Annotated in this window: 14 protein-coding genes; 8 read left to right on the top strand and 6 right to left on the bottom strand. The window is 64.3% G+C overall.

All coding sequences use genetic code 11. The features are described from left to right. Window positions 1-8 precede the first annotated feature (8 nt). On the bottom strand, window positions 9-1,619 hold the full coding sequence (locus tag JQC81_RS24565; RefSeq protein WP_203274433.1) for an ABC transporter ATP-binding protein: 1,611 nt from the start codon (window positions 1,617-1,619) through the stop codon (window positions 9-11). Between the two features lie 138 nt (window positions 1,620-1,757). On the opposite strand from JQC81_RS24565, the gene JQC81_RS24570 reads away from it, so the two are divergent. Further along, window positions 1,758-3,185 carry a coniferyl aldehyde dehydrogenase gene (locus JQC81_RS24570; protein WP_203274434.1) on the top strand — a complete coding sequence of 476 codons (1,428 nt, stop codon included), beginning with the start codon at window positions 1,758-1,760 and terminating at the stop codon, window positions 3,183-3,185. Here JQC81_RS24570 and JQC81_RS24575 read toward each other — a convergent pair. Then, entirely contained in the window at window positions 3,169-5,232 is a 2,064-nt protein-coding gene (locus JQC81_RS24575) for a sensor histidine kinase (RefSeq protein ID WP_203274435.1), read from the bottom strand. The two genes, JQC81_RS24570 and JQC81_RS24575, sit on opposite strands and share 17 nt — an antisense overlap. 112 nt (window positions 5,233-5,344) lie before the next feature. Here JQC81_RS24575 and JQC81_RS24580 point away from each other — a divergent pair, with 112 nt between their 5' ends. Continuing rightward, window positions 5,345-7,153: an ABC-F family ATP-binding cassette domain-containing protein gene (locus JQC81_RS24580; RefSeq protein WP_203274436.1), complete on the top strand. Its 1,809-nt coding sequence runs from the start codon at window positions 5,345-5,347 to the stop codon at window positions 7,151-7,153. Window positions 7,154-7,159: 6 nt separating this feature from the next. On the opposite strand, the gene JQC81_RS24585 is transcribed toward JQC81_RS24580, so the two are convergent. Both JQC81_RS24585 and JQC81_RS24590 read right to left on the bottom strand, forming a co-directional pair. Continuing rightward, the gene (locus tag JQC81_RS24585) at window positions 7,160-7,372 is read right to left on the bottom strand and encodes a dodecin (protein ID WP_203274437.1); all 213 of its coding nucleotides are present in this window, start codon (window positions 7,370-7,372) and stop codon (window positions 7,160-7,162) included. A gap of 68 nt (window positions 7,373-7,440) precedes the next feature. Beyond that, window positions 7,441-8,193: a tellurite resistance TerB family protein gene (locus JQC81_RS24590; protein WP_203274438.1), complete on the bottom strand. Its 753-nt coding sequence runs from the start codon at window positions 8,191-8,193 to the stop codon at window positions 7,441-7,443. A gap of 186 nt (window positions 8,194-8,379) precedes the next feature. On the opposite strand from JQC81_RS24590, the gene JQC81_RS24595 reads away from it, so the two are divergent. Then, the gene (locus tag JQC81_RS24595; protein ID WP_203274439.1) at window positions 8,380-8,907 is read left to right on the top strand and encodes a DUF4142 domain-containing protein; all 528 of its coding nucleotides are present in this window, start codon (window positions 8,380-8,382) and stop codon (window positions 8,905-8,907) included. Window positions 8,908-8,967: 60 nt separating this feature from the next. On the opposite strand, the gene JQC81_RS24600 is transcribed toward JQC81_RS24595, so the two are convergent. Continuing rightward, the gene (locus JQC81_RS24600) at window positions 8,968-9,267 is read right to left on the bottom strand and encodes a VOC family protein (protein ID WP_446685729.1); all 300 of its coding nucleotides are present in this window, start codon (window positions 9,265-9,267) and stop codon (window positions 8,968-8,970) included. Between the two features lie 52 nt (window positions 9,268-9,319). Further along, window positions 9,320-10,339, bottom strand: coding sequence for a fumarylacetoacetate hydrolase family protein (locus tag JQC81_RS24605; RefSeq protein WP_203274440.1), 1,020 nt, complete (start codon window positions 10,337-10,339; stop codon window positions 9,320-9,322). A gap of 73 nt (window positions 10,340-10,412) precedes the next feature. Here JQC81_RS24605 and JQC81_RS24610 point away from each other — a divergent pair, with 73 nt between their 5' ends. The 5 genes from JQC81_RS24610 to hppD all read left to right on the top strand — a co-directional run bounded on the left by JQC81_RS24610 (window position 10,413) and on the right by hppD (window position 14,699). Next, entirely contained in the window at window positions 10,413-11,501 is a 1,089-nt protein-coding gene (locus JQC81_RS24610) for a TRAP transporter substrate-binding protein (protein WP_203274446.1), read from the top strand. Between the two features lie 55 nt (window positions 11,502-11,556). Beyond that, the gene (locus tag JQC81_RS24615) at window positions 11,557-12,264 is read left to right on the top strand and encodes a hypothetical protein (protein ID WP_203274441.1); all 708 of its coding nucleotides are present in this window, start codon (window positions 11,557-11,559) and stop codon (window positions 12,262-12,264) included. Between the two features lie 110 nt (window positions 12,265-12,374). After that, window positions 12,375-12,878: a MarR family winged helix-turn-helix transcriptional regulator gene (locus JQC81_RS24620; protein WP_203274442.1), complete on the top strand. Its 504-nt coding sequence runs from the start codon at window positions 12,375-12,377 to the stop codon at window positions 12,876-12,878. Beyond that, window positions 12,875-13,501 (top strand): maleylacetoacetate isomerase, encoded by a 627-nt coding sequence (gene maiA, locus JQC81_RS24625; RefSeq protein WP_203274443.1) that lies wholly within the window; start codon window positions 12,875-12,877, stop codon window positions 13,499-13,501. The genes JQC81_RS24620 and maiA overlap by 4 nt, the downstream gene beginning before the upstream one ends. Before the next feature lie 82 nt (window positions 13,502-13,583). After that, complete coding sequence (gene hppD / locus JQC81_RS24630; protein ID WP_203274444.1) at window positions 13,584-14,699, top strand: 4-hydroxyphenylpyruvate dioxygenase; 1,116 nt, start codon at window positions 13,584-13,586, stop codon at window positions 14,697-14,699. Window positions 14,700-15,102 lie beyond the last annotated feature (403 nt).

The raw sequence follows: 15,102 nt of genomic DNA on the forward strand, positions 1-15,102 counted from the left end.
TCGTCTCCCTAAATCATCGTATGCATGCCCGGCACGGCGGCCAGGAGCTGGCGGGTATAGGCATCCCGCGGATCGGCAAAGAGTTGCGCGGTTTCGGCCATTTCCACAATCCGACCTTTTTGCATAACAGCCACGCGGTCGCAGATCTGGGCGGCAACCCTCAGGTCGTGGGTGATGAACAGAATGGCAAGGCCGAACTCTGCTTGCAGGCCCTTCAGCAGCTTCAGAATCTCGGCCTGAACCGACACGTCGAGGGCCGAGACGGCCTCATCCGCCACCAGCACGTCGGGCCGCATGGCGAGCGCGCGGGCGATGCCGATGCGCTGGCGCTGGCCGCCGGAGAACTCGTGCGGATACCGTTCGATAGCCTGGGCCGGGAGCCCGACCTTCTCCAGCAGGATGCGTGCATCATCGAGAGCCTTGGCCGGATCCGTTCCCTGCGTGACCGGCCCCTCGGCGATGATGCGCCCGACGGTGCGGCGCGGATTGAGGGAGGCGAACGGGTCCTGAAACACCATCTGGATCTTGCGGCGATAGGGGCGCAGGTCGCGCTGGGACAGGGCTCCGAAGTTGAGATCGCCGATGGTGATGGCGCCGCCGTCGGGCTCGATCAGCCGCAGCACGCAGCGCCCAACTGTCGACTTGCCGGAGCCGGATTCGCCGACAAGCCCGAGCGTCTCACCGCGACGGATATCGAAGCTCACCGCATCGGCCGCTTGGACTTCGCGGCCTTTGCGGAAAAAGCCGCGTCCGCCATAGGTCTTGGTGAGAGCGTCAACCTTCAGAGCGATGGGTTCGCCTGCAAGCTCTTTAGGAGCAGGGGGCTTCAGGGAGGGGACAGCTGCGAGAAGGCGCTTGGTGTAAGCGTGCTGCGGGCGGGTGAGCACCTCTTCGACAGTTCCTTCCTCGACGAGCTCGCCCTGCTGCAGCACCGCAACCCGGTCGGCGATCTCGGCCACCACGCCGAAATCATGGGTGATGAAGAGCACCGCTGTGCCCATCTTGCGGCGCAGGTTGTCGATGAGCTTGAGCACCTGGGCCTGTGTGGTCACATCGAGCGCCGTGGTCGGCTCGTCGGCGATGAGGAGCTTCGGCTCGAGCGCCAGCGCCATGGCGATCATCACCCGTTGGCGCTGGCCGCCGGAAAGCTCGTGCGGATAGGCTTTGGCGATCAGCTCCGGATGGGGCAGGTGCACTTCGCTGAGGAGATCGAGGACGCGCCTGTCCCGCTCGGCAGGCGTGAGCAGCCCATGAGCCCGGAAGGTCTCCGAAATCTGGTCCGCCACCCGCATGACTGGGTTCAGGGAGGTCATGGGCTCCTGAAACACTGTCCCGACCTCCCGGCCGCGAACATCGCACCAACCTGTTTCGTCGAGGCCGAGGAGATCGCGCCCAGCCAGCCTGATCGAGCCCGACAGGACCTGGACGCCCCCCGGCAGCAGGCCGATGGTCGCCATGGCGGTCATGGACTTGCCGGAGCCGGATTCGCCCACCACGCACAGGGTCTCGCCCGGATTGATGGAGAGCGACAGATTCCTGATCGCGTGCTGCCGGTCAGCCAGGGCGGGCAGGCCGATGGAGAGGTTCTTGATCGACAGCACGGGGGAGGGGCTGTTCACTGTCGTTCTCCTGCGAGACGGGTCAAAGGGTTATCCTTGCGATCCCGAACGCCCCGTCAATCCGTTCGGGCGGATGCCGTGTTGAGAATGATGTTTCCTCCGCCATATCATGGCTGGACTCAGAGGAGCCCTCGAACCGTGCATGATGCCGTTCCCAATCCGGCGAAAGACAGGCTGCAGGCCTGTTTCAACGCCCAGAAACGCGCCTGGACGGATCAGGGAGGGTTGTCGCCTGAGCGGCGCGACGAGGCGCTCGGAGCGCTCGCCGAGACGCTTGTGCGCCATACCGAGGGCTTCACGAAGGCCATCGCGGCCGATTTCGGGCATCGCTCGCCGCATGAGACGAAGCTCGCCGACCTTTACCCGGTGATCGCCGCCTTACGCCATGCGCGCAAGAATTTCCGTCGCTGGATGAAGCCGCGCCGCCGCACCATCCAGTGGATGTTCCAGCCCGGCACCGGGCGCGTTCTCTATCAGCCGTTGGGTGTCGTGGGCATCGTGAGCCCGTGGAACTATCCGGTCCAGCTCGCGCTCTGGCCGCTCGCGGGAGCGCTGGCAGCGGGCAACCGGGTGATGATCAAGCCCTCGGAGGTCACGCCGCGCACATCCGCTCTGCTCGAGGATGTCATTGCGGAGGTTTTCGACCCGACCGAAGTGGCCGTGGTGCAGGGCGGACCCGATGTGGCGCGGGCTTTCACGCATCTCCCGTTCGATCATCTGCTCTTCACCGGCTCGACCCGGGTGGGGCGCCAGGTCATGCAGGCGGCGGCCGACAATCTCGTGCCGGTGACGCTGGAGCTGGGTGGAAAATCGCCCGCGCTCATCGCGGCGGATTACCCGGTCATGCAGGCGGCGGAGCGGATCGCCGTCGGCAAGCTGTTCAATGCCGGTCAGACCTGCATCGCGCCCGATTACGTGCTTGTGCCGCGTGACAAGCAGGAAACGTTTGTCGCGGCCTATCGGGATGCGGTCGCAGGTCTGTACCCGACCCTTGCGGCCAATCCCGATTACACGGCGATCGTCAGCGATCGTCATCATGCGCGCCTTCGCCAACTGATCGACAATGCGCGAGAGCGCGGCGCACAGGTGCACGAGATCAATCCGGGCGGCGAGACCCTGGACCCGGCCCAGCGCAAACTCGCGCCCGTCGTGCTGACCGATGTGCCCGATCACGCGCAGGCGATGCAGGAGGAGATCTTCGGCCCTGTCCTGCCCATCATCCCCTATGACGATGTCGAGCAGGCCTGCCGCTTCATCGGCGCGCGTCCGCATCCATTGGCGCTGTACCTGTTCAGCCATGACAAGGCGACCGCCGAGCGCATTCTGGCCAGGACGCAATCCGGCGGCGTCGCGATCAACGATACGCTGCTGCATTGCGTGCAGGAGGAGCTGCCCTTCGGCGGCGTGGGGCCGAGCGGCATGGGAGCCTATCACGGCGAGGCGGGGTTCAAGACCTTCAGCCATGCCCGGTCGGTGTTCCGTCAGGCGCGCTTCAACGGCGCCGGCATGACGAAGGCGCCCTATGGCAGCCGCATGAACCGCCTTTTGTCTATGCTGCTGCGCTAGCCGGCGGGGTCAGCGGAACCGAGATGTCGTAGGCGACCCCGCTCTCGGCGAAGTTCAGCACCATATAGCCTCCGAGCTCGCCCTCGATGCTGCGGCGGATGAGGCGCGAGCCGAAGCCCTGGCGCTTGGGCGGTGCAACGGGCGGCCCGCCGCTCTCGGACCAGTGAATGCGCAACTGTTTCGGGCGATCCTCGCTCTCGACAACCGACCATGCCACTTCCAGATGACCCGCATTGGTGGAAAGCGCTCCGTACTTGGCGGCGTTCGTCACCAGTTCGTGCAGCACGAGGCCGAGATTGATGGCGTAGCGCGCCGGCAGCTTCACGTCCGGCCCGTCCAGCACAACCCGCTCGTCGCCGGCCTTGCGGTAGGGGGCCAGTTCCTGTTCCGCCACGTCGCGCAGCTCGGCCTCGCGCCAGGATTGTCGCGTCAGGAGATTGTGGGTTTTCGACAGGGCCAGGAGCCGGCCTTCGAACGCTTCCCTGAACTGCCCCGGCGTCTCCGTCGTGCGCAGGGTCTGGGACGCGATGGACTGCACCGTCGCCAGGGTGTTCTTCACCCGGTGGTTCAGCTCGTTCAGGAAGAAGCGCTGCTGCTCCTCCGCGTGCTTCTGCTCGGTGATATCGTGCAGGATGCCGACGAAATAGACCGGCCGCTTCTGTGTATCGAGGAAGACACGGCCCTTCGAGTTGATCCAGCGGATGTCTCCATTCGATCTCCGGATGCGGTACTCGTCTTCGTAGTCGCCCCGGCTCCTCACCGCCGTTCGCCATTTCTCCACGACACGGTCCGCGTCCTCGGGGTGAAGGATGCCCAGCCAATCCTTCGGGTTCATCGTCGCCATTGCTTCGGGCAGTCCGATTATGGCCGCCGCCTGGGGGGACCAGCCGCCGGCATTCTTGTCGGGATCGTACCACCAGGTTCCCATATGACCGGCCTCGAGAGCCAGACGCGCGCGTTCCTCGCTGACCTGAAGCGCCTGCTGGCGCTCGGCCACATCGTCCATGAGGTCGTTGAAGGCTTTGGCCAGGATGCTGAACTCACCGGATTTGCGCGGCAGCGCGATCCGCGCCTTGTAATCGCCGCGCCGCCAGGCCTGGATGCCGTCCGTCACCATTTCGAAGGGTTTGGTGATGAAGGCGCGGCTCAGCAGCGCCGACAGGGACAGGGCCAGAATGAGCGCTGCCGTGATCAGCATGAAGCCGCGTCGGGCGGCCTGGTTGATGGACGCGAAGGCGGCTTTTGTCGACAACCCGACATTAACGTAGATGTCCCTCGGTGGGAGCTGCAGCGGCACGTGGGCGAGCACGCGCCTGACCCCGTCGGGAGTCGTGCTTTGAGCCGTTATGGCTTCTCCGGCCCTGGCCTGCGCCAAAAATTCCGGCGGCAGCAGCCTGCCTAGGAAGCGCTCGGGCTGGGGCTCTTGCACGAGAACGATGCCGTTTCGGTCTGCAACGGTAACCGAGCCGTTCTCCGGCACGGTGCGCTCCTTCAGCTTCTGGCCGAGCCATCTCAGGTCGAGAGCTGCGGCCAGCACACCGACCACGTCGCCCCTGTCATTCCAGATCGGCAGGGCGAGCGGCAGAACCGGATGCGGCCCGATCCCGCCTTCCTCGAAGGCTGGCGTATACTCGCCGACCACAAACCCCTTCTGGCCCAGGGCGTTGTGAAAGTAAGGCCTGTCCGCATAGTAATATCGGGTGTCGACGGTGCCGGTCGGCCGGCAGCGGATGTGTCCGCTGATGTCCATGGCGACGATGGACAGGATGTAGGGCACCTTTTCCTGAACGGCCTTGAGATAGGGGCTGCAGACCGGCGTGTCGAAGGTGCGAATGGATCGGGTCTCGTCGATGGCGAGCAGAAGCCCCTGGACGCCGTCGAAGATCCGCTCAAGCTCCGCGCTCACCAACTGAGCCTGCCGGATGGCGAGGTCGTTCACCTCCGCTTCCCGGGCCCGGCGAAGAGAGACTTCCGTGTAAGTCCAGATGACGATGGCCGGCAGAACCGAAATCAACGCCAGAAGGAGCAGACGCTTCGTCAGGGTCATTCAAACGCTCAGCTTAACTTCAGCAGGGGAGCACAAAGACCGGAGACCGTCCACCCCGTAACAGACCGGAGCGGCCTTGCATCTGCGGCGAAGAGGTGTCAGGGGAGCAGGAATGGCGCTTCCTCCTCTTCTGACCCTCCAGGACATTGCTCTCACGTTCGGCGGCACGCCCCTTATCGAGAGTGCGGAACTGTCCGTCTCTCCGGGCGAGCGGGCCTGCCTCGTGGGCCGCAACGGCTCGGGCAAATCCACCCTGTTGAAGATTGCCGCAGGGCAGATCGAAGCCGATCGCGGCAAGCGCTTCGTGCAGCCGGGTGCGACCGTCCGCTACCTCGCTCAGGAGCCTGACCTCACCGCGTATCCCTCGACGCTCGCCTATGTGGAGGCGGGGCTCGGGCCAGGGGACGATCCGTACCGGGCACGTTACCTGCTGGAGCAGCTGGGACTGACCGGGGAAGAAAAGCCCACCGACCTCTCCGGCGGCGAGGCCCGCCGCGCGGCGCTCGCCCACGTGCTGGCGCCCGAGCCGGATATCCTGCTCCTCGACGAGCCGACGAACCACCTCGACCTGCCGGTCATCGAATGGCTCGAAGGCGAGCTGAAGAGCCTGCGCTCGGCCCTCGTTCTCATCAGCCACGACCGCCGCTTCCTGGAGAGCCTGTCGCAGGCCACCGTCTGGCTCGATCGCGGCAGAACCCGCCGCATGGACCGGGGCTTTGCTCATTTCGAGGAATGGCGCGATCAGGTGCTGGAGCAGGAGGAGGCCGAGCACCACAAGCTCGGTCGCAAGCTTGTGGCCGAGGCCGACTGGCTGCGCTACGGCGTGACCGCCCGGCGCAAGCGCAACGTGCGCCGCCTCGGCAACCTCCACGCCATGCGCCAGCAGTTCCGCGACCGCAACCGCGCCGTCGGCAAGGTGAACATCAGCCTCGCCGAGGCCGAACAGTCCGGCACCCTCGTGGTTGAGGCGGAGGGTATCTCGAAGGCCTATGAGAGGCCCATCGTCACCAACCTGTCGTTACGCGTTTTGCGCGGGGATCGGCTCGGTATCATCGGGCCGAACGGTGCCGGCAAGACGACGCTCATCAACATGCTCACGGGCGTTCTGGAGCCGGACGAAGGTCGGGTGCGCCTCGGCTCCAACCTGCAGATGGTTACCCTCGACCAGCGTCGGGCAAGCCTCGATCCCACCGCGACCGTGGCCGAGACGCTCACCGGTGGACGCGGCGACACGGTCACCATCGGCGGCCAGACCAAGCATGTGATAGGCTACATGAAGGACTTCCTGTTCTCGCCCGAGCAGGCCCGCACCCCCGTGGGCGTCCTCTCCGGCGGTGAGCGCAACCGCCTCATGCTGGCCCGCGCCCTCGCGCAGCCCTCGAACCTGCTCGTGCTCGACGAGCCCACCAACGACCTCGATCTCGAGACCCTCGACCTGCTCGAAGAGATGATCCAGGATTATTCCGGCACGGTCATTCTCGTCAGCCACGACCGCGACTTCCTCGACCGTACGGTGAGCTCCGTCCTCGTGTCGGAAGGCGAGGGGCGCTGGCTCGAATATGCGGGCGGCTACACCGACATGGTGTCCCAGCGCGGACGCGGCGTGCAGGCGCGAGTGGTCGAGAAGGAAACTAAGCCGAAGAGCGCCGATAAGCCGACGGCCGCGACTCCGGCGCAGAACAAGCGCAAGCTCTCCTTCAACGAGCAGCACGACCTCAAGACGCTGCCGAAGCGCATGGAGGAGCTGACTGCGAAAATCGACAAGGTGCAGCAGATCCTCGCCGATCCGGAGCTTTACGCACGCGACCCGGCGCGCTTCCAGAAAGCCATGGATGCGCTTACGCAATTGCAGACGGAACTACACGCGGCGGAGGAGCGATGGCTGGAGCTTGAGATGCTTCGGGAGGAGTTGGAAGGCTGAAGCCCTTCAGCCTTCATCCAGCGTGAACCCGGCCTTCAGCACGACCTGGTAATGGCGCACCTCGCCGTCCTCCACATGGCCGCGGGTCTGGATGACCTCGAACCAGCGCAAATTTCTCAACGTCGCGTTCGCCCGCCGGATCGCGGTCTGAATGGCATCCTCGATGCTGGTCTCCGACGAGCCGACGAGTTCGACGATCTTGTAGACGTGGTCGCTCATGAAGCACTCCGTGGAGTTTCGAGAGAAACGAGGCTCCACGGGATTTCCATGGAGCCTCCTGGATCGGATCAGACGCCCGTGCCGGTGGCGACGGTTTGGCGGACGGCGCCGATCTGCGCATCGAGATGGGTGACCAGGTCGGGCGGAAGATCCAGGAGCGCCACGAGACGGTCGAGATAGGCCTTCTCCTCCGGGGTGTCCGCATCGCCGATGGCGACCCGGGAGGCCACGTAGAGCTCGGCGGCCTGCTCCTTGGTCTTGGGCAGGCGCGCAATGGCGGCGGCATCGGCGGGCTTGGCCATCATGTCAAGCAGGAAGCCCTTCTCCTCGTTGCCGAGGCCGAGCTGCTGGATCTGCTCTTGGATGCGGGCGCTTTCCTCGCCGTCGAGATGTCCGTCGGACTTCGCCGCCGAGATCATGGCCTGCACGAGGGCGAGACCCATCTCATGGCCGTTCTTGTCCTTCTCCTCCTCAAGGTGAAAGCCGCTGCCGGCGGGCGGCTGCGCGGGTACGCTTCCGGGCCGGCCGGCGCCCGGCGCCTGGTTGGCCTGCCAGTCCTGATAGGCCTTGAAGGCCACGCTCGCGAGAACGGCAAGGCCGCCGGCCTTCATCAGGGAACCGCCGGCGGAGCGCCCGCCGCGGGAGCCCAGGATCAGGGACAGAAGGCTTCCCGCGGCCAAGCCGCCCATGCCGCCGGGGATCTGGGAGCCCAGGCCGCCGGAGCCGCCGAGCATTCCGCCAAAGCCGCCCTGCTGCGGCCGCCGCCCACCGAGCGAGCCCTGGCTGCGCATTAGGCCATCGAGGATGCTGCCGAGATTCATGTGTATTCTCCCTGTGCTTAAGGATGTGCATCAGGAAAAGGCAGGTCATTTCCAAGAGTTCCGCACGGCGGCGTTCACCGATTGGTTAGGAATTCAGGCAGCCGGGGCGGAACTTGAGGCGTGTTCCCTAGTTGGAGAGCCGTTAGCTCGGCCGTTCGGACCGGGCGCAGGAAGGGAACTCCCGCGATGAACCTCAAGATCGCTCTTGTCGCCGGTGCCATGGCACTCGGCGTTGCCGGCTGCATGACGCCCATGGCGTCGGCTCCACCCCCGATGGCCGTCACCACCGCGGCCGTGTTCGTTCCCACCGCTGTTTCCTCCAATCTCCTGGAGATCGAGTCGAGCCGGCTCGCCCTGGACCGCGCCCGGAATCCCGAGGTTCGCCGCTTCGCCCGGCAGATGATCCGCGACCACAATCTTGCGACTCGCCGCATGGCAGCGGTCGTGCGCCGCTCGGGCCTGCCGATGCCGCCTCCTGCGATGATCCCACGTCACCAGCAGATGGTGGCCTCGCTCCAAACCGCCTCCGATTTCGACTCGGCTTATATGGGCGCTCAGGTCATGGCCCATCAGGAATCCGTGGCCCTGTTCTCGTCCTACGCGTCCAACGGCGATGTTCCGCCGCTCGCCGCCTTTGCCCGCCAAACCCTGCCGAACCTGCAGATGCACCTGCAGCATGCGCAGGGCATCGCTGGCGGTGGCCGCGGCATGTAAGGTTTCGATGCTTAGGGGAAAAGGCCGCCGGGTTCCCGGCGGCCTTTTTCATGTGAGGCGTCAGCCCTGCATGAACTCGATCCGGTTGCCGACGGGATCCTGAACGTAGAAGCGCCGGACATCCGGAATGGCATCGTCCCAGGCGGGATCATGGCCGGCCCCGGACAGGAGCCGCGCCAGGGCGTCGAGATCGGCCACCGCAATGGCCGGGTGAGCCTTGCGGGCAGGGCGGAAATCCGCCTCGACCCCGAGATGGATCCGCACCTCGCCGCTCTCCAGCCAGAGGCCGCCGCGCTTGGCGAGGAGGGGGGCTTGGGCATCTCCCTCATGCCGAGCAGGCCGGCATAGAACGGCCTGCACAGGTTCTCCCCGCCTTCGGGAATCGCCAGCTGGACATGGTCCAGGCGCAGCATCACGCCTCCTTGCGGTAGGCCTGGACCTCCTGCTCGATGGCCCCGAAGATCGAGTGGCCGGCCTCGTCCTTCATCTCGATGCGGATCGTGTCGCCGAAGCGCATGAATGGTGTGCGGGCCTCACCCTGCACCAGCGTCTCCACCGTACGCAGCTCCGCCAGGCAGGAATAGCCCAGGCCGCCCTGTTCGACAGGCTTGCCCGGTCCGCCGCCCTCGTCCTTGTTGGAGACGGTGCCCGAGCCGATGACCGTGCCGGCTCCCAGCGGCCGGGTCTTGGCTGCATGCGCGATCAGGGTCGGGAAGTCGAAGGTCATGTCCACGCCCGCATTGGGCCGGCCGAACGGCTTGCCGTTGAGGGTGGAGAGCAGGGGCAGGTGCAGCTTGCCGCCATCCCAGGCTTCCCCCAGCTCGTCTGGTGTGACCGCCACCGGCGAGAGGGTGGAGGAGGGCTTGGCCTGGAAGAAGCCGAAGCCCTTGGCGAGTTCGCCCGGGATCAGATTGCGCAGGGACACGTCGTTCACGAGAACCACCAGCTTGATGGCAGCCGCGGCCTCTTCCCGAGTGGCGCCCAAGGGCACATCGCCGGTGATCACCGCCACCTCGGCCTCGAAGTCGATGCCGTGTGCCTCATCGACCGCCGGGATCGGATCCCGCGGGCCGAGAAACGAGTCGGAGCCGCCCTGGTACATGAGCGGGTCGGTCCAGAAGGAGGCGGGCATCTCCGCCCCGCGGGCTTTGCGCACGAGTTCCACGTGGTTCACATAGGCCGAGCCGTCGGCCCACTGATAGGCGCGGGGCAGGGGCGAGGCGCAGTCGTGCTCGTGGAAGCGGAAGGCGGGAACCGAGCCGTGCTCGAGCTGCTCGGCCAGATCGCGCAGCCGGGGCTCGACTTTTTCCCAATCGTCCAGGGCTTGCTGGAGCGTCGGAACAATGAAAAATGCATCTGTCGCGCGGGTCAGGTCCTTCGAGACGACGACGAGGCGGCCATCACGGCCTTGATTCAGGGAGGAGAGCTTCATTGCCACCGACCGGGTTGTTATGGTCCACTCAGCTTGCAACGAATTACTTTCCGGGGAAACGCCAATGACGACGATGAAGAGAAGAAACTTTCTGAAAGGCGCCGGTCTCGCCGCGGCGGCCGGCACGGTGGCGGCTCCCGCGATCGCCCAGACGCAGCCGGAAATCCGCTGGCGCCTGACCTCAAGCTTCCCGAAGTCCCTCGACACGATCTTCGGCACCGCTCAGACCTTCGCCAAGTACATGGCGGATGCGACCGACGGCAAGTTCCAGATCCAGGTCTTCGCGCCGGGCGAGATCGTCGGCGGCCTGCAGGCGATGGACGCGGTGCAGAATGGCTCGGTGGAATGCGCTCATACCCCGACCTATTACTGGGTCGGCAAGGAGCCGGCGCTCGGCATGGGCACCGGCCTGCCCTTCAGCCTCAATGCGCGCCAGCTCCATTCCTGGTGGCACTTCGCCGGCGGCAAGGAGATCATCAACGAGATCCTGGCGAAGTATAACTGCACCTCCCTGGTCTGCGGCAACTCCGGCACGCAGATGGGCGGGTTCTTCCGCAAGGAGATCAACACCGTCGAAGATCTGAACGGCCTCAAGTTCCGCATCGGCGGCCTCGGCGGCATGGTGCTCGCCAAGCTCGGCGTGGTGCCGCAGCAGGTCGCTCCGGGCGACGTCTATCCGGCGCTTGAGCGCGGAACCCTCGACGCCGCCGAATTCGTGGGCCCCTATGACGACGAGAAGCTCGGCTTCCTGAAAGTGGCCAAATACTACTACGCCCCGGGCTGGTGGGAGGGCGGCGCCATGCTGCATCTCGTGGTCAACCAGCAGAAGTTCAATGAATTGCCTAAGCACTATCAGGCCATCATGTCCAATGCCTGCGAGGCGGCGAACAACTGGATGCTGGCGAAGTACGATGCGGTGAATGGCCAGGCGCTGCGCCGCATGGTCGGCGCGGGCGCGGAGCTGCGCACCTTCTCGCCAGCCATCATGGAGGCGTCGCTCAAGGCAGCGAACGAGCTGTATGGGGAGCTGTCCGCCAAGGACGCGAGCTTCAAGAAGGTCTACGATTCGATGGTGGCCTACCGCAGCGATGTCCTGCCCTGGTGGCAGCTCAACGAATACGCCTTCGACACCTTCATGATCCGCACCCGCGGCCGGGTGTAACATAATGCGCCGTCAGGCAAGGCTCGCCTCCTGCCTGACAGCTATGCTCTCTTGCATGACTTCTGCCGCTGCGACTCTCTTTTGCACCGTCGCAGCGGCACAGGACCTCACCCTTCCCGAGGTCACTTACCCGAGCCTGCCGCGGCAGGCAGAGACGGCTGAAGGCTTCGTGCCATCGGGGTGGATGCTCGAGGTGCAAGCGTCCGGCGATCTCAACCAGGATGGAAATGCTGATCTGATCCTCGTCCTGCGCCAGAACAACCCTGCAAATGTCATCGAGAATTTCGAAGGGTTTGGCGAAAAGCCGTTCGACACCAATCCACGCATTCTGGCCATCGCCTTTCGTGATGGGCTTTCAGGCAAGTTCAGTCTGCAACTCGAAAACCATACCCTCATTCCACGCCGAACAGAGCCTGCTGCCGATGATCCTTTCGACAAGGAGAGCGGAATTGCCATCGCGCGCGGCAGCTTTCAGGTGCGCCTGAATTGGTGGATGAGCGCGGGAGGATGGGAGACTTTCATCACGACCTATACCTTCCGGCACAGATCTGGCCGCTTCGAGCTGATCGGTTACGACCGATCTACAACTCACCGGGGGAGTGGCGACACGGCGTCTCTCAGTATCAACTACCTGACACGCAGAGCGAAAAGGACGACCGGTCACATCAGTCGCGACGCCGACAGGGTTCGTTGGCAAACGCTCCCGGAGAGGCCGGCTCCAACCCTCGAAAGCGTAGGCGATGGGCTGAGCTTCGAGCCCTAGCTCTTTCCTACTTAATTCGAACGGGGCTGCCTTGACGTTCCGTCAGGAAAATCTAGTTGCTTGTGCAACAAATCCTGTTAATGGTTGCAGAAGCAACGAACGGAATGGCGATGGCGAGCGGATCTGCAGCGAGGAAGCCGGTTTCCGAGCCCCTGGTGGTTCTGGAGGAGTTTCTGCCCTACCGGCTCAATGTGCTGGCCGGGCTGACGTCGAGCGCGCTCGCCCAGATCTATGCCGAGCGGTTCGGTCTTTCGATCCCCGCATGGCGGGTGATCGTCACACTCGGGCAGTATGAATGCCGAACGGCCAGAGACATGGCTCCTGACGGCGTCATGCACAAATCCACGGTCTCACGGGCAGTTGCGGCGCTTGAGAAGCGCGGCCTCGTCAGGCGGCGCCCGAACCTGGACGACCGCCGCGAGGAATGGCTCGCCCTGACGCCGGAGGGACGTGCGATCTACGAGGCGGTGGCTCCGGAAGCTCTCGCCGTCGGCGAGCGCCTCCTGTCGGTGCTGACCGCTCAGGAGCAGAAGACGCTCTCCACCTTAATCGACAAGCTCACCCGGCAGGCTCGATTGCTGGCGCCGCAGGACGCAGAGGGGGAAGAGGCGTGAAACTCTACACCTATTTCCGGTCGTCTGCGGCTTACCGGGTGAGGATCGCCCTTAACCTCAAGGGCCTCACCTACGAGTCCGTGCCGGTGAACCTGCTGAAAGGGGAGCAGCGCGAGGCGGGTTATAAGACGCTCAACCCCCAAATGCGCGTGCCTTCGCTCGACATCGGCGAGTCTACACTGATCCAGTCGCCGGCCATTCTCGAATATCTGGACGAGGCACATCCGGAGCCGCCGCTGCTGCCGATGGGTGCGGTCAACCGAGCGAAGGTCCGGGCCATCGCCAGCCTGATCGCCTGCGATATCCATCCGCTCAACAACTCCGGAACGATTGGTTACCTCAAGAATCGTCTCGGGCACGATCAGGCGGCTGCGGACGAATGGTATGCCCATTGGGTGCGTGAAGGATTCGACACCATCGAGACCATGCTTGGGCCGGGGCCCTACGCCTTTGGAGCCAGGGTCACGATGGCCGATATCTATCTCGTGCCGCAGGTCTTCAATGCGCGGCGCTTCAATGTCCCGCTCGATGCATACCCAAAGATCGTCGCGGTGGATGCAGCCTGCGCCGAGCTCCCGGCTTTCCACAACGCCGCGCCGGCCAACCAGCCGGACGCGGCCTGACGAGGAACTGCATTCGCCCCAGGGCGAATGCGTTGTTTTCACATGCAAAGGCCTCTCATGGGAGGCATGACAGGGGAAGACCATGGGACCGTTCCCGCACGATGCGCCCCCGGCCGCCATTTCCGAAGAGAACCCGATGGGGACGGATGGCTTCGAGTTCGTGGAATACTGCCACCCCGATCCGCAGGCCCTCGATCGGCTCTTCAAGACCATGGGTTTCAGCGTTGTCGCAAAGCACCGTTCGAAAAACGTGTTGCTCTACCGGCAAGGCGACATCAACTTCATCGTCAATGCGCAGCCCGGCTCCTTCGCCGAGCGGTTTGCCGCCCAGCACGGCCCGTCCGCTCCGGCCATGGCCTTCCGCGTCGCCGATGCGAAATATGCCTATGAGCGTGCGCTCTCAATGGGGGCCAAGCCTGTGCAGACGCAAGTCGGACCCAATGAACTTGAGATTCCTGCGATTGAAGGCATCGGTGGCCTGCAGATCTATTTCGTCGATCGCTACGGCGCCAAGGGCTCGATCTACGATGTCGACTTTGAGTGGCTCGGCGAGCCGGACCCAAAGCCGAAGGGCGTCGGTCTCTATTACATCGACCACCTGACCCACAACGTCTATCGCGGACGGCTGAACGAATGGGCCGGCTTCTACGAGCGCCTCTTCAACTTCCGCCAGATTCGCTACTTCGATATCGAGGGCAAGCTGACGGGGCTTCACTCCCGCGCCATGACGAGCCCGGACGGCAAGATCCGCATCCCGATCAACGAGGATGCGGGTGAGACCGGGCAGATCGAGGAATATCTGCAGGAGTACAAGGGAGAGGGCATCCAGCATGTGGCTCTGGGCTCGCACGACCTCTACGAATCCATCGAGTCGCTCATCGATGCCGGTCTCGAGTTCATGCCGGCGCCGAACGAGATCTACTACTCGCGCATCGACAAGCGCCTGCCCAAGCATGAAGAGCCGCTCGACCGACTCAGGAAGAACGGCATCCTCATCGACGGGGAGGGCGTGGTCGAAGGCGGCTTCACGAAGGTGCTCCTCCAGCGCTTCGGCAAGACAGCCATCGGGCCGATCTTCTTCGAGTACATCCAGCGCAAGGGCGATGACGGATTCGGCGAGGGCAACTTCAAGGCTCTCTTCGAATCCATTGAGGAGGATCAGATTCGCCGAGGGGTGATAGGCCCGAAGGTCGCCTAACCCTCACGTCGATCGCGATTCGAAGGAGGCCGGACCCGCTCCGGCCTCTTTTCTTTTTGGAATTTCGACGAAGCCGTGGCCGCCGACGTGATGCTGTTATTCACAGGGCTGCCCTGCACCCGGCCAGTTAAACAGGACCTTTCCGGTGATCACGAGACTTTGAGAAGGCGCCAAAAGCCTTTTTCCTTAAGGATTTATGAAGGCCTGGACCGAAGTCTTAACGAAAAGTAAAGAAGTCGGCTGTGAACGTTGCGTTTGTGCAACATGCCCCTGAAAAGCCCCCGCTGCTGCCCGTTTTGCGCCTTCATTCGGTTGCTTGCGGGGCGGTGCTGGCTAATGTGGCTCCAGCGACGGGGGCACCCCAGTCGTGATCCTGGTGGGTTCGACCGAGAAGGCGAGCCGC

Origin of the sequence: Microvirga arabica (assembly GCF_016811235.1) — a bacterium.
Taxonomy (GTDB): Bacteria; Pseudomonadota; Alphaproteobacteria; order Rhizobiales; family Beijerinckiaceae; genus Microvirga; species Microvirga arabica.

Bases quoted from the DNA above. Each gene is read 5' to 3' on its own strand.
- JQC81_RS24575 (WP_203274435.1), bottom strand. From the start codon at position 5,232: ATGACCCTGACGAAGCGTCTGCTCCTTCTGGCGTTGATTTCGGTTCTG.
- JQC81_RS24580 (WP_203274436.1), top strand. From the start codon at position 5,345: ATGGCGCTTCCTCCTCTTCTGACCCTCCAGGACATTGCTCTCACGTTC.
- JQC81_RS24585 (WP_203274437.1), bottom strand. From the start codon at position 7,372: ATGAGCGACCACGTCTACAAGATCGTCGAACTCGTCGGCTCGTCGGAG.
- JQC81_RS24590 (WP_203274438.1), bottom strand. From the start codon at position 8,193: ATGAATCTCGGCAGCATCCTCGATGGCCTAATGCGCAGCCAGGGCTCG.
- JQC81_RS24595 (WP_203274439.1), top strand. From the start codon at position 8,380: ATGAACCTCAAGATCGCTCTTGTCGCCGGTGCCATGGCACTCGGCGTT.
- JQC81_RS24605 (WP_203274440.1), bottom strand. From the start codon at position 10,339: ATGAAGCTCTCCTCCCTGAATCAAGGCCGTGATGGCCGCCTCGTCGTC.
- JQC81_RS24610 (WP_203274446.1), top strand. From the start codon at position 10,413: ATGAAGAGAAGAAACTTTCTGAAAGGCGCCGGTCTCGCCGCGGCGGCC.
- JQC81_RS24615 (WP_203274441.1), top strand. From the start codon at position 11,557: ATGACTTCTGCCGCTGCGACTCTCTTTTGCACCGTCGCAGCGGCACAG.
- JQC81_RS24620 (WP_203274442.1), top strand. From the start codon at position 12,375: ATGGCGAGCGGATCTGCAGCGAGGAAGCCGGTTTCCGAGCCCCTGGTG.
- hppD (WP_203274444.1), top strand. From the start codon at position 13,584: ATGGGACCGTTCCCGCACGATGCGCCCCCGGCCGCCATTTCCGAAGAG.